Raw genomic sequence first — 14,288 nt, 5'->3', positions numbered from 1 at the left:
AAAAGACCGCTGTCCAAAAACAGCGGTCTTTCCAGTAGTATAAACTACTTTATAACTAACTTTAGATAGCGTTTGAAGCACCGTGATAGATAACACCACGACGTGAATCAACTGTAATCAATTCATCATCTGAAAGGATTGAAGTTGCATTCTGAACGCCAACAATAACTGGGATTCCCATTGAAATTCCAACAACTGCGGCATGTGAAGTCAAACCGCCATTTTCAACAACTAAAGCGCTAGATTTCTCAATAGCAGGCAAGTAGTCTTTATCGGTTGTCTTTGTAACAAGAATTCCGCCTTCAACTGCTTTATCGTTTGCTTCTTTTGCAGAAGATGCAATAACTGCTTTGCCAATAACTGTTTCATCGCCAACACCTTGACCAGATGCTAACTTAGAACCAATTAATTGGAGTTTCATCATGTTAGTTGTTCCACGTTCACCAACTGGAACACCAGCAGTGATAAGGATTAAGTCGCCTTCTTTAGCAAAGCCTAAATCAACAGCTTTGTTAGCAGCTAAGTCAAACATATCATCTGTTGTTGATGGTTTTTCAGTAACGATTGGGTGAACGCCCCATTCAACTGTTAAACCACGACGAGTACGTTCGTCAAATGTGATAGCTAAAATATCAGCATTTGGACGGTATTTAGAAATCATTTTTGCAGTGTAACCAGATTCAGTTGCAGCAACAATTGTTTTAACGCCTAAGTTCTTTGCAGCACGTGCAACAGCGGCACCAATTGTTTCAGTAACATCACTTTGGTCAAACTTGTTGATTTGTAAGTTACCATCTTCGGCCATAGCATTTTCAGCTTTTTCATCAATTTTAGCCATAGTTGCAACAGCTTCAACAGGGTAAGCACCGTTAGCACTTTCACCTGAAAGCATTGTTGCATCAGTTCCATCCCAAACAGCGTTAGCAACATCAGATGCTTCGGCACGTGTAGGACGTGGGTTTTCAATCATTGAATCCAACATTTGGGTAGCTGTAATAACAGGCATACCAAGTGCATTACATTTCTTGATTAATGATTTTTGAACCAAAGGTACATTTTCTGCAGGAATTTCAACACCCATGTCGCCACGAGCAACCATAATTCCATCAGCAACCTTTAAGATCTCGTCAGCGTTGTCGATACCTTCTTGTGATTCAATCTTAGGGAAGATTTGAACATCAGTCATGTTCTTTTCTTCCAAAAGTTGACGAATATCTAAAACGTCTTGAGGTTTACGAACAAAACTTGCAGCAATAAAGTTAATGTTCATGTTGTCACAACCAAAACGAATATCGCTTGAGTCTTTTTCAGTAATACCAGGAAGATTAATTGAAACACCAGGTGCATTTGTTCCCTTACGAGAGCCAAGAACACCATTATTCATAGCATGAACAACTAATTCTTTGTTTTCTTCATCTTTTTCGTCGATCTTAAAGTCAAGTAAACCATCATCAAACAACACATGGCCACCAACATGTACATCATCATACAAACCAGCATAAGTAACAGCAATCTTATCCTTAGTTGTATCTAATGAGTCATCCATTGAGATACGTGCTTTATCACCAGTGTGATATTCTTGATTACCATCTTTTTGAACTGTAGTACGGATTTCTGCACCCTTTGTATCTAATAAGATACCAACAGTTTTTCCAGTAATCTTTTCTGCTTCCATAACTTTGTTATAGCGGTCTAAATGTTCTGCATGATCACCATGTGAAAAGTTGAAACGGAAAATATTTGCACCAGCTTCAATTAATTTAACAATTGTATCTACTGATGTACTTGCAGGACCAAGTGTTGAAACAATCTTGGTTTTCTTCATAACTATATCTCTCCCTTGATTAGTTTATAAAAAGACTTTAATGTCGTTTTTACCAGAATTTAAAATCTTATCTTTACTTAAATGATAAATCTTGATTCAAATCATATAACGATGAATCAGGTTGATGCTTTGCGTTGAACAAATCAGTGATGTCATGAGCCTGAACCTTATTATCTAAGATTCCAACTGCTAAACCACCCTTGCCTTGTAACAACAATTCAACAGCATAAGCACCCATTTTGCTAGCCAATACACGATCACGAGCTGTTGGTCGGCCACCACGTTGAACGTGACCCAAAACAACGGCACGTGCATCGAAATCACCATATTGTTTAAGCTTTTCTAAGAATTCTGGTGCAGCATCAGAATTAGCATCGCCTTCAGCGATAACAATAATTCCGTAATCCTTACCATCAACTCGGTTACGCTTAAGCTTTTCAGCAATTTCTTTGACATCGTAATCATGACCAGGAGCCACAATTGCATCTGCGCCGGTAGCAACACCAGCCCAAAGTGCGATATCGGCTGCTTCACGGCCCATTACCTGAACTGCAAAAACTCGTTGATGACTCTTTGCAGTATCACGAATCTTATCAATTGCGTCAACTGCTGTGTTTAAAGCAGTATCAAAACCAATTGTAAAATCAGTGTATGGAATATCATTATCAATTGTTCCCGGAAGACCAATTGTGTTATATCCATGTTCAGTAAGTCGTAAGGCACCGTGATAAGAACCATCACCGCCAATAACGACTAAAGCATCGATACCGAACTTCTTAAGCTGTTCAATACCTTTTAACTGTCCTTCTACTTGGGCAAACTCAGGATAACGAGCAGAATATAATAATGTTCCACCTTCATCAATTGAGTCGTCCAAATCAGCAGCAGCAAACTTATGAATATCTCCAGCAACCAAGCCGGCAAAACCATAGTTGATTCCGTAAGCTTCGAGGCCAGCGCTGACTGCTTTCCGTGCAACTGCACGAATTGCAGCGTTCATAGCTGGTGCATCGCCACCACTGGTTAAAATACCAATGCGTTTCATTTCTTCACCTCAAGTAAAAAATTATTGAGTTTCACAAACTTCAAGTATAATTTTAACACTTTTACATTTGAATGTCTGTATTCTTATCGAAAAACATCACTTACAAATCCCTAGATACCAGTACTTTTCATAGATTGCAAAACAGCATTTCCTTTACCTAACAGGTTTGTAAGCGCTGAATTTGTTTCATCAGAATTGCTTACCCAAAGTTGTTTTTCTAACAAAATTTTTCTATCCGTTTTCGGATAGAACAATAGGACAGGAATTGAACCGGGATTATCCCTTAAAATTTGTTCCAAGCGTTTCCGAATCAGCGGTGTTTCTTCTTGAATTCTTAATACCCACCGTTGTTTAAGCGAATCTTCGTTTTTCTCAATGCGATTGGCCAATTGAATGCGATTGGCAATAATTTGAAGCCCATTGCGTTCGTCTACTTTGCCTTGCACCAAAATTACATGTCCTTTTTCTAAAAGATCCGCAGTAATCTTATATTGGTCAGGAAAAACGGTTATATCAATTTCACCAGTAAGATCACTACCGGTTACAAAGGCCATTTGTTCGCCACGTTTGGTGCGAATAACCCGTGTTTTATTGATATAAAGCAAACAAATTGCTGATTGATTTACATTTAAGCTTAAAACATCTGTTATTTTGAATCGTTTGCGTAATTGATCAAATTGTTCAACAGGATGCCCCGACAAATAGGCCCCCAAAAATTCGTTTTCCTTTTCTAACTTAATATCTAAAGCTAAATCTGGCATTTTGGAAATCTTTGGAGTCAGTTTTTCAAATAAGCTCATGCTACTGCCACTCAAGGAAACACCATTTAAAAGATCCGGTAAAACATTCAAGAGTTCTGCCCGATTGTAACCAAATGAATCAAAAGTTCCGGCATAAATAAGAGCTTCCATTAGATCTTGTTTCAGCCATTTAACGGGTATGCGTTGTAAAAATGCTTGCAAATCGAGAAAATTGCCATTTTTCTTTCGTTCCGTCAAGATATCAGAAACGAAATCACGACGGACACCTTTAATACAAGAAAGTCCGAAAACAATGTGATCATTTTTTAAAATAAATGTCGATTGACTAATATTAATATTGGGCGCCAAAACCTGAATGTCATGTTGTTTGGCTTCTGATAGATAAAGCTTAATTTTGCCGGGATTGTTAATAACTGAATTCATCAAGGCTGCAAAGAATGCTGCAGGATAATGTGCTTTTAAGTAAGCTAATTCAAAAGCCATTTTCGAATATGCCACAGCATGTGATTTATTGAATCCATAATTTGCAAACCGTTCGATATAATCATAAACTTGTTTAGCTGTTTGCTTGGAATAACCTTTTTTTAATGCTCCAGAAACAAATTTTGCCTTCATTTCATCAATAACTGAACGTTTTTTCTTACTCATCGCTCGTCTTAATAAATCGGCTTCTCCAAGGGAAAAACCACCCATAACTGAGGCAACTCGCATAACTTGTTCTTGATAAACCAGAATACCAAATGTACTTTTTAAAATTGGTTCAAGTGTTGGATCTGGATATCGTACTGGTTCTTGCCCTTTTTTACGCTTAATAAAGGTTTCAATATTTTCCATTGGTCCAGGCCGATACAAGGCATCCACTGCCGCCACTAGATCAAATGTTTCTGGATGCAACTGACGTAAAACATTTCGGATCCCCGCTGATTCAAATTGAAAAACACCAGTCGTATCAGCAGTTTGAAAAAGTTGTAATGTTTTTTTGTCATCCAGGGGGACATCTGAAATTTTAAACTGTGGATTTTTTGTCTTGGTAATGATGCGAATTGCGTTTGCCATAATGCTGAGATTCCGAAGACCTAGAAAATCCATTTTTAACAAACCAAGGGCTTCAACAGTATCTTTAGGATATTGGGTTAGTAAAAGTTCATCACTCCCTGATTGCAAAGGCACCACATCACTCAGGTTTTGGGCACTTAAAACCACGCCGGCTGCATGCGTTGAATAGTGCCGCGGTAATCCCTCAATTTGATGGGCAATTTCAAATAATAACTTATTTTTAGAACTGTCGGCTATCCAATTTTGTAGCTTTTGCGACTGTTTAACCGCATCGTCTAAAGTAATTTTCAAAACGCTGGGAACCAGTTTGCTTAGTGAGTTAATTTCATAAGGAGCCATTCCAAATACACGCCCCACATCCCTTAAGGCCTGTTTAGCAGCCAAAGTCCCGAAAGTGATGATCTGCGAAACATGAGTGTGGCCGTATTTATCATGTACATATGCTAGTACCTCGTCCCGTTTATTATCTGGAATATCCAGATCAATATCCGGCATCTGTGCGCGTTCAGGATTCAAAAACCTTTCAAACAAAAGATCATACTCTAAGGGGTCAACATCGGTGATTTGCAAGCAGTAGGCCACTAAAGAACCAGCTGCAGATCCTCGTCCTGGTCCTGTTGTAATATCATTATGATGCGCAAAATTCATGACATCCCACACGATTAAGAAATAATCATCAAACCCCATTTGATCGATCACGTTCAGCTCGTGGCTTAACCGCTGTTGATAAGCATCTGAATCTAGTTTTTTTCCTTGAAGGCGCTCTGTTAATCCTCTTTGTGTTAATTGTTGCAAATAAGTTTTTGAATCTAGCCCCTCAGGAACTGTAAATTCAGGAAGTTCTGGTTTCTTAAATTTCAAGGTCACATTACAATTTTCGGCAATTGTAGCCGTTAATTCCATGGCTGCCGTTAATTGATTTTCTTGATAAATTACCTCATAATCTTTTTCTGGGTGTAACCAGTTATTTCCTTGATAGTTTTCAAATTGTTCCGGATTTCGAATAACTTCGCCCTTATCAATGTCACGCAAGACTTGGGTAGCAAAGTGATCCGTGGAATTAAGATAGTTAACTTCTGGAAGTGCGACAGTGGCAGTTTGCGTCAACTTTGCCATTTGTTGAAGCGTATTTTGAAGCACTGCAGACTGCTGAACATTTACCCCGATTAAAACACTTTGCTCATCAGCAAAAGTTTGAATTTGTTCCAGCAAATTTTGTGCAGCCTGCGTATCACCACGTTCAACTAATGTCACTAGTTCAGAGCTGTTGGCAGGAAAAATGATGTAAAGATGTGATAGTAGGTCCGTAATTTGTTTGTAAAAAAGATCTGATTCACTAGTTTGTGTATTCTTAAGAGTACTAATTTTCATGAGGTGCTGATAACCAATTTGGTCCTTAGCTAAAAGAATCACCGGAAAACGATTGGTTGCGTCGAGTGCGCCAAATAACTCCAGTTTTAATCCAAGAATAGGCTTAATGCCTTCTTTTCGGCATGCATTATAGAAATCAACCAGCCCATACATAATATTCGTATCCGTAAGAGCAAGTGAAGAAAATCCCCTTTGCTTAGCCGCTTTTGCTAATTCACTAATTCGTGTTGTACTTTGTAATAAACTATAACTGCTTGTGACTTGTAACGGCACAAAAGCCATAATGTCACCTCTCTTCCCAATAAGTTTCATTACTTTCATTATACAAAAATATCATCAATAATGAACTAGCAACGCTTTAAATCGGTTGATTTTTGTTGAAATTGTGCTAAACTATTTCTGATTGCGAGGTGTCCTGTAATGAAACAAATTGTCGTTATTTTCTGGTCATTTATTTTTGGTGAAGTTATTGGAGCTGTCGGGGGTGCCCTTGAAGTCATGACGTATAAACCTTTGACTATTGGTATTATTGCTGCCGTTGCAGCTTTGATTACTTCCAATGGTATTAGCTTATTATCTAAAAGTGATTCAGTTAAATAAATCTTTTTAAAGAAAAACGAAGATGACCTATCATCTTCGTTTTTTTGTCCTTATTTTTCTTCTAATGTATTATTTTTGAAAACTAAATGATCAGAATCCAAATCAATTTCAACCTTGGTGTGAGGTTTAATTCGTTGTGAAATAATCTCTTTGGCCAGTGGTGTTTCTACCTCTGTTGAAATGTAGCGCCGTAACGGCCGCGCCCCGTAAGCCGGATCGTAACCCTGTTTAGCAATCCATTCCTCAGCAGCCGTAGAAATTTCCAACTGAATAGCCTGATCTGCTAATCTTGTTGATAGTTGGTTAATCAGCTTACCAACAATTTTTTCAATATCCTTTATATTTAGTGGGGCAAACATAATAATATCATCAATTCGGTTTAAAAACTCTGGCTTAAATTTAGTTTGGGTGAGTTGCTGAACGGCTTGTTTAGCAGATTCAGAAATATCTCCGTTTTCATCAACTCCATGCAAGAGAATGTCGGAACCTAAGTTTGATGTCAAAATTAAAATCGTATTCTTAAAATCAACGGTTCTCCCTTGCCCATCAGTTAAACGACCATCATCCAAAACTTGAAGCAAAATATTAAACACGTCTGGATGAGCTTTCTCAATTTCATCAAACAAAACAATGGTATACGGATTACGGCGAACCGCTTCCGTTAGTTGGCCGCCCTCTTCATAACCAACATATCCAGGAGCAGCACCCACTAAACGAGAGACTGATTCTTTTTCCATATATTCTGACATATCAATTCGAACCATATGCTGTTCGGAATCAAAAAGGTTTTCTGCAAGTGCTTTTGCGAGTTCCGTTTTTCCTACTCCTGTGGGCCCTAAAAACATAAAGGATCCCAACGGTCGGTTAGGATCTTGAAGTCCAGCCCGTGAACGTAAAACGGCATCCGCAACAGCATCAACTGCTTCATTTTGACCAATGACGCGTTCATGTAAACTATCTGCCAAATGCAGTAGTTTTTCACGTTCCCCTTTTACCAATTTGTTGACTGGAATCCCGGTCATTTTGCTAACAACAGTGGCAATTTCATTTTCTGTGACAGATTGTTCAACCAACCAATGGTCAGAATCTTTTTGTTCTTTGTTTTGTAAACTAGTAAGTTCAGCTTGTAATTTTGGGATAACCCCGTGTTGAAGTTTGGCAGCCTGTTCCAAATCATAACTATTTTCGGCTTCTTCAAGTTTATGTTTGGCTTCGTCCAATTCGGTTCGTTTATTACTAACGGTCTGAATAGCTTTTTTTTCTGATTCCCACTGTTTTTGAAGACTGTTTTTCTTTTCTCGTGTGTTAGCTAATTCTGAATTTAATTCCCCTAAACGTTTTTTAGAAGCCTCATCAGTTTCATTTTTAAGCGCCGTTTCTTCAACTTCCATCCGCATTAATTGACGATTAGTTTGATCAAGTTCGGTTGGGCTTGAATTCATCTCTACCCGAATGGTTGCCGATGCCTCATCAATTAGATCAATAGCTTTATCTGGCAAATAACGGTCAGTAATGTAACGATTTGACAGATTTGCAGCAGCCACAATTGCATTATCATGAATTTTAACGCCATGATGAATTTCAAAGCTTTCTTTCAATCCACGGAGGATACTGATTGTGTCTTCGATAGAAGGCTCTTTCACTAAAACACGTTGGAAGCGTCGTTCTAGCGCTTTATCTTTTTCCATATATTCACGGTATTCATCAAGTGTAGTTGCCCCGATGAGATGCAATTCACCACGAGCTAACATGGGTTTTAATAAATTTCCGGCATCCATACTACCTTCTGTTTTACCAGCGCCAACAATATTATGAATTTCATCAATAAATAGGATGATTTTACCATCCGATTTCTTAACGGCCTTTAAAACAGCCTTCAAACGTTCTTCAAACTCACCACGATATTTAGCCCCCGCAATCAAAGACCCCATATCTAACGAAAAAATAATTTTATCCTTTAAATTGTCTGGCACATCTTTCCGTGCAATTCGTTGCGCTAATCCTTCAACAATGGCCGTTTTTCCAACTCCCGGCTCACCAATTAGAACCGGATTATTCTTAGTTTTACGTGATAAGATACGGATAACATCCATAATTTCTTCATCCCGACCAATGATGGGGTCTTGATGTCCGGCATGAACAAGTTTTACCATATCGACCCCATATTTTTCTAACGCCTTGTACTGTGTTTCTTGATCTTTGGATGTCACGTGATCTCCTCCTCTCATTTTTTTAATTTCTTTTGCTAACTCTTTAGGTTTAACGCCGTTTTTCTTAAGAAAAATGGACAGTGGATCATCTATTTGTAGTAAGGCCTGCACAACGATTTCAGAGGAAATGTATTCATCACCCAATTTTTTGCTTAAACGTTCAGCTTCTTGAAAGAGTTTAAATAGGCTACTACTCAATGTTTGTCCATACTGAACATTTTCTCCTTCGACTACAGACGTGGCATCTAATTCTCGGTCAATTTCAGCTTGCAAATCTTGATTGGCTAACCCAAGTTCACCAAATAAGGTCCCTGCCATTTGATCTGGCTGAGCCAAAAACTTAAAAAGTTCCGGAATCCCAATTGTTTGGTGTTTTCGATTAACGGCGACTTTTTGTGCCTCTGCAAGTGCTTCTTGAACTGCATTGGTCAGATTATCTGGATTCAAATTTAATTCCTCCATTCTAATTGTTTAAATAAAAATAAACGGGTTTGTATTTACTCTGGATTCAACAATTTCAATACCATTAGTTTTTACACTGTTCCACGAACGAAATAAGCTTGCTAACTGGGGAATGCAAATTTTTTCAATGTTATGGCCTGGATCAATAGCATTTAACCCTGTGGCCAACATATCATGACCCGTATGGTAGTATATGTCACCAGTTACAAAGACTTCAGCTTTTTTGCTCAAAGCTTGTGGATAAAATTTGCCACCATCACCGCCAAGAACGGCAACTCGTGAAATCATCTGGCCCGGATTTTGGGATACAATTCGTAAACCTTGTAAGTCAAAAACTTGTTTAATCTTTGTTGCAAATTCTAATACCGACATTTTTTTAGATAAATCGCCGACTCTGCCCATACCAAATCGGTTGCCTTGATTATCTGTATAACCATTAAGCAAACGGTTGACGTTGTTTAAGTTCAATTTCTCAGCTAACCAGTCATTCATCCCATTTTCTGCAGCGTCTAAATTTGAATGCGCCGCATAAACTGTAATATTATGTTTGATGATATTGGCATACATCTTATTTTGTGGATTAGCCAGGTCCAAATTATGTGCCGGTCGAAACATGACCGGATGGTGGGCAATAATCAAGTCACAATGTTTGGCAATAGCCTCTTCAACCACTTCCGGACGGACATCTAACGTGACAAGAACTTTTGTGAATTCATTATCTAGATTACCAATTTGCAAGCCAATTGGATCACCAGATTCAGCAAGTTCTTTGGGTGCAAATTTTTCGAGTTGTGCAATAAAATCTCTAATTTTCAAGTTTCAGTACCTTCTTAATCATTTCCGTTTTGTGATTTAGCTTGTCGATGCGATCTTGCGGAACTTTTTTTGCATGTTCCATTTGTTGTACGGCTGTCCGTTCTCTAGCAAGTTCCGCTTCCCATTTTTCTCGGAAAATTTGATTGGGTAAAATTTGCAACAGTTTTGGTCCAAACAAAAGCTGTTCTGCCGAATAAGTAATACGTTCCGTTGTTTTTTTTGCGACAATAACTTCATAAATATGATGATCTTCTTTTAAAATTTGCTCTTTTGTAATTTCGTACTGATGAATCATTAGCCAATTACGAACTCGATTCTCCCCTACATTTGGTTGCAAAACTAAAGTTGTCACCCCTTGAAGCTTTTCTTTGCCAGCTTCTAGAATTTGAGCAATTAAAGTGCCACCCATTCCAGCGATAACAATGGTGTCAATGTGGTCTTCAGGAGAAACGACTTCTAATCCATCACCAAGCCTAGAATTAACTACCCCTTGCACACCTTGTTCGTTAATTTCATTGGTCGCATTTTCATGCGGCCCTTTGACAACTTCACCCGCAATTGCAAACTCAATTTGCTTATTTTTAGCTAAAAATACTGGCAAATAGGCATGATCAGAACCAATATCTGCAATTCGAGAGCCGGACTCGATAAAATTGGCAACGGTTTGAAGACGATTTGAAAGTTTATCTGCATTCATAAAAAGTACCCTTTTTCTTTTTTTAATTATTATATCACGCCTAAATAATTGTCCTAAAAAAAAAATCCAAAGTAAAAAGCGTACTTTTACTTTGGATTCTAAAATTAATAAGCCAAATAAATATTATTCCAAGAAATCTTTCAACTGTTTTGATCTTGAAGGATGACGTAATTTTCTTAAAGCCTTTGCTTCAATCTGACGAATACGTTCACGCGTAACACCAAACACTTTACCAACTTCTTCAAGTGTTCGCGTCCGACCATCGTCTAACCCAAAGCGCAGTCGCAAGACATTTTCTTCTCGATCAGTCAAAGTATCCAAAACGCCTTCTAGTTGTTCTTTTAACAATTCATAAGCCGCATGATCGGCAGGACTAGTTGCATCCTGATCTTCGATGAAGTCGCCTAAATGAGAATCATCTTCTTCACCAATTGGTGTTTCCAATGAAACTGGTTCTTGAGCAATCTTTAGAATTTCGCGAACCTTTTCAGTAGGCATATCCATTTCAGCACCAATTTCTTCAGGTGTGGGTTCCCGACCAAGATCTTGAAGTAACTGTCGTTGAATTCGAATTAACTTATTAATGGTTTCAACCATGTGAACTGGAATTCGAATTGTTCGTGCCTGGTCAGCAATGGCACGCGTAATTGCCTGACGAATCCACCAAGTCGCGTAAGTGGAAAACTTGAATCCCTTACGATAATCAAACTTTTCGACCGCCTTCATCAGGCCCATGTTACCTTCTTGGATTAAGTCCAAAAACTGCATACCACGACCGACATAGCGTTTTGCGATTGACACAACAAGTCGTAAGTTTGCTTCTGCTAGTTCCTGTTTAGCACTCTCTTCACCTTTTTCGATTCTTAAAGCAAGTTCAACTTCTTGCTTAGCCGTCAACAAAGGTACGCGACCGATTTCTTTGAGGTACATCCGAACTGGATCATTGATCTTAACGCCAGCTGGAGCTTTAGTATCATCTAATTCTTTTTTTGTAATTTTTTGAGCTTTTAAGGCACGTGTACTGGGATCACCATTCTCGTCTACAACGCTAATACCAGCATCTTCAACCTTTTGAATGAGATCATCAATTTGACGTGCATCTAATTTAAAAGGAATTGCAATTTTATCAGAGAGTTCGTCATACTTAAGCTGCTTACCAGCTTTATTTGCCTTAATCAGCGCATTAACTTCTTTTTTGTAGGCCTTAGTATTAAATACATTATCCGGACTTTTGGCAGATACTGATTTCTTAGCTGCTGTTTTTCTTGTCGTTTTCTTTGTAACTGCTTTCTTTGGTGCAGTCTTTTTAGTGGTGGTTGCCTTTTTTTCAGTTGTTGTTTTGCTTGTAACTTTTTTTGCCATAGTTAAGTCCTCCCATGAACGTGTTAAGCATCTTGGCGCTGGCGATATAAATCAATTAGCTCAATTGCTAGTTTTTGTTGTAGTTCCGTGTTACCCATTTTCTTTGCTTCATCGAGTGATTTTTTCTTGGAGGTGATTTGTTGACTAAGTGGTGCCTCTGCCATGATTACTTTAACATAGTCGTTAACAGCTTGATCAATGTTTTCAACATCCAAATCTTGTAAATCTAATTCTGCAATCACATTTTGAAGCTCATTGTCGTGCACAAAGTCCATGAAAGCAGCCGAATCGTAAGAATCATGATTCTCGAAGTAGCCGGTTGCCAACATATAGATAGTTTGATATTTTTCATGCACAAAATGAAAATCTGGCAATCCAGAAAGCTTCAGCCAAACGTTATGATCATAAAGTAAATAGTTCAGTAATCGTTCTTCCGCAATCTCAACTTTTCCTAGCTTTACTTGTTGTCGATGATATTCTCGACTGATGGGTGGTGCCGGAGTTTGAGTAACTTGCTGCTGATGATTATTGACACTTTGCTGTGATCGCATTTGTCGCAATTGATGCGTCAGATCTTGCGCCTGAACCCCGAAATCTTTAGCTAATTGGTTGAGATATAAATCTTGTTCTACTGTAGAACCTAATTGACTGATTTCCTTTAGCGCTCGCTCAATGTAAGTTAATTGATCAGCTTCATTATTTAAATTAAAATCTCGTTTTAAATAGACCAGCTTGAAAGCGGTTGGTGTTAAACGAGCCGAATGGACAATTTCTTTAAACTGCTCAAATCCATGTTGACGAACGTACTCATCTGGGTCCAGTTTATCGGGAATTTCAATGACACTCAGTTTTAGTCTGCTATTTTGGCCAAAAGCATCAAGAGCACGATTAATCGCCGCTTGTCCAGGATCATCGCCATCATAACAAATGTCAAGTTGTGGCGTTGTTCGCTGAAGCAAATAAATTTGGTCATTGGTAAAGCTTGTTCCCATGGAAGCAATGCCATTCGTTACTCCTGATTGATAAGCCGCAATAACATCCATAAAACCTTCAAATAAAATTGCTCGCTTTTCTTGACGAATAGCCGATCTAGCAATATCAAAATTATAAAGGACATTACCTTTACTAAAAATTTTAGTTTCTGGGCTGTTAATGTACTTAGCCTGAGAATCCGCTTTGTTTAAAATTCTCCCAGAAAAAGCAATGACGTGACCTTGAGGATTTTTGATGGCATACATCACTCTTCCCCTGAAACGATCACGTAAATTTCCTTGTTGATCTTCAATAAATAAACCAGATTGACGCAATAACTGATAATCAATCTTTTTTTCATCAAAGAATTCTTTTAATAGTTGCTCACCAGGCGCAAAACCCAGTTGAAATTTAGTGATGACTTCATCAGTTAAACCTCGCCCATGCAAATAATCTAATGCTGGTTGCCCCATTTCAGTATTCAATAAGACATGTGTATACAGCTTTGCAGTTTGATCATATAAACTAATCAGCTGGTTTTGCTCACTATTTTGAGCGGCATTATTAGTTGTCGCCGTGTACTCAGTTGGAATTTTGATGCTCGCAAAATCTGCAATTTGTTTAACGGCCGCTGGAAACTCAATGTGATTAAGTTCCATTAAGAACTTAAACACATTTCCTCCTCGACCACAACTAAAGCAGTGAAAAATTTGTTTCGATTCCGAAACCGAAAATGACGCTGTCTTTTCTTCATGAAATGGACAAAGTCCAAAAAAGTTCTTTCCTTGTTTTTTTAATTGAACATATTGACCAATCACATCAACAATGTTCACAGAGGTTCGAATTTGATCAATAAGATCTTCTGGAATTGCCTTTGCCAAAAACGATTTCCTCCTCTCGAGCGCACACTAAGTCACGATATCGACACATATAAAATAATACCGCCCTGCAATAAAAAAAGCAATTAAAACGATTTAATAAAACTTAGCCAGTTTTCTAATCAATATTATAGGACAGCATACAGTGCAAGCCTTAATTTATTATCAAAAATAATCTTCATTTAAACTACAAAACGTAATCAGAATGAAGATTATTTAATTAACTAAAGGTT

Annotated in this window: 9 protein-coding genes; 1 reads left to right on the top strand and 8 read right to left on the bottom strand. The window is 38.1% G+C overall.

Features of this window, described 5'->3' with window-relative positions; translation table 11 throughout:
• Nucleotides 1-61: 61 nt before the first annotated feature.
• The 3 genes from pyk to dnaE all read right to left on the bottom strand — a co-directional run bounded on the left by pyk (nt 62) and on the right by dnaE (nt 6,340).
• The gene (pyk, locus tag PPA04_RS00045) at nt 62-1,825 is read right to left on the bottom strand and encodes a pyruvate kinase (RefSeq protein WP_057782267.1); all 1,764 of its coding nucleotides are present in this window, start codon (nt 1,823-1,825) and stop codon (nt 62-64) included.
• 73 nt (nt 1,826-1,898) lie between these two features.
• Nucleotides 1,899-2,870, bottom strand: coding sequence for a 6-phosphofructokinase (gene pfkA, locus PPA04_RS00040; protein ID WP_057782265.1), 972 nt, complete (start codon nt 2,868-2,870; stop codon nt 1,899-1,901).
• Between the two features lie 110 nt (nt 2,871-2,980).
• On the bottom strand, nt 2,981-6,340 hold the full coding sequence (gene dnaE / locus PPA04_RS00035; RefSeq protein WP_057782263.1) for a DNA polymerase III subunit alpha: 3,360 nt from the start codon (nt 6,338-6,340) through the stop codon (nt 2,981-2,983).
• Between the two features lie 138 nt (nt 6,341-6,478).
• On the opposite strand from dnaE, the gene PPA04_RS00030 reads away from it, so the two are divergent.
• Entirely contained in the window at nt 6,479-6,658 is a 180-nt protein-coding gene (locus PPA04_RS00030) for a YjzD family protein (protein ID WP_057782261.1), read from the top strand.
• A 50-nt stretch (nt 6,659-6,708) separates the two neighbouring features.
• On the opposite strand, the gene clpB is transcribed toward PPA04_RS00030, so the two are convergent.
• From clpB to dnaG, 5 genes are all read right to left on the bottom strand, one after another.
• The gene (clpB, locus tag PPA04_RS00025) at nt 6,709-9,315 is read right to left on the bottom strand and encodes an ATP-dependent chaperone ClpB (protein ID WP_057782259.1); all 2,607 of its coding nucleotides are present in this window, start codon (nt 9,313-9,315) and stop codon (nt 6,709-6,711) included.
• Between the two features lie 24 nt (nt 9,316-9,339).
• Entirely contained in the window at nt 9,340-10,146 is an 807-nt protein-coding gene (locus tag PPA04_RS00020) for a Nif3-like dinuclear metal center hexameric protein (RefSeq protein ID WP_057782257.1), read from the bottom strand.
• Nucleotides 10,136-10,843: a tRNA (adenine(22)-N(1))-methyltransferase gene (locus tag PPA04_RS00015; RefSeq protein ID WP_057782255.1), complete on the bottom strand. Its 708-nt coding sequence runs from the start codon at nt 10,841-10,843 to the stop codon at nt 10,136-10,138. Before PPA04_RS00015 ends, PPA04_RS00020 begins: the two co-directional genes overlap by 11 nt.
• A gap of 123 nt (nt 10,844-10,966) precedes the next feature.
• Nucleotides 10,967-12,205 (bottom strand): RNA polymerase sigma factor RpoD, encoded by a 1,239-nt coding sequence (gene rpoD, locus PPA04_RS00010; RefSeq protein WP_084254215.1) that lies wholly within the window; start codon nt 12,203-12,205, stop codon nt 10,967-10,969.
• Nucleotides 12,206-12,228: 23 nt separating this feature from the next.
• Nucleotides 12,229-14,058 (bottom strand): DNA primase, encoded by a 1,830-nt coding sequence (gene dnaG, locus PPA04_RS00005; RefSeq protein WP_057782253.1) that lies wholly within the window; start codon nt 14,056-14,058, stop codon nt 12,229-12,231.
• Nucleotides 14,059-14,288: the final 230 nt, after the last annotated feature.

The sequence above is a fragment of the Pediococcus parvulus genome (genome assembly GCF_007990205.1).
Taxonomy (GTDB): Bacteria; Bacillota; Bacilli; order Lactobacillales; family Lactobacillaceae; genus Pediococcus; species Pediococcus parvulus.
This window is presented reverse-complemented; position numbering and strand designations above follow the sequence as displayed.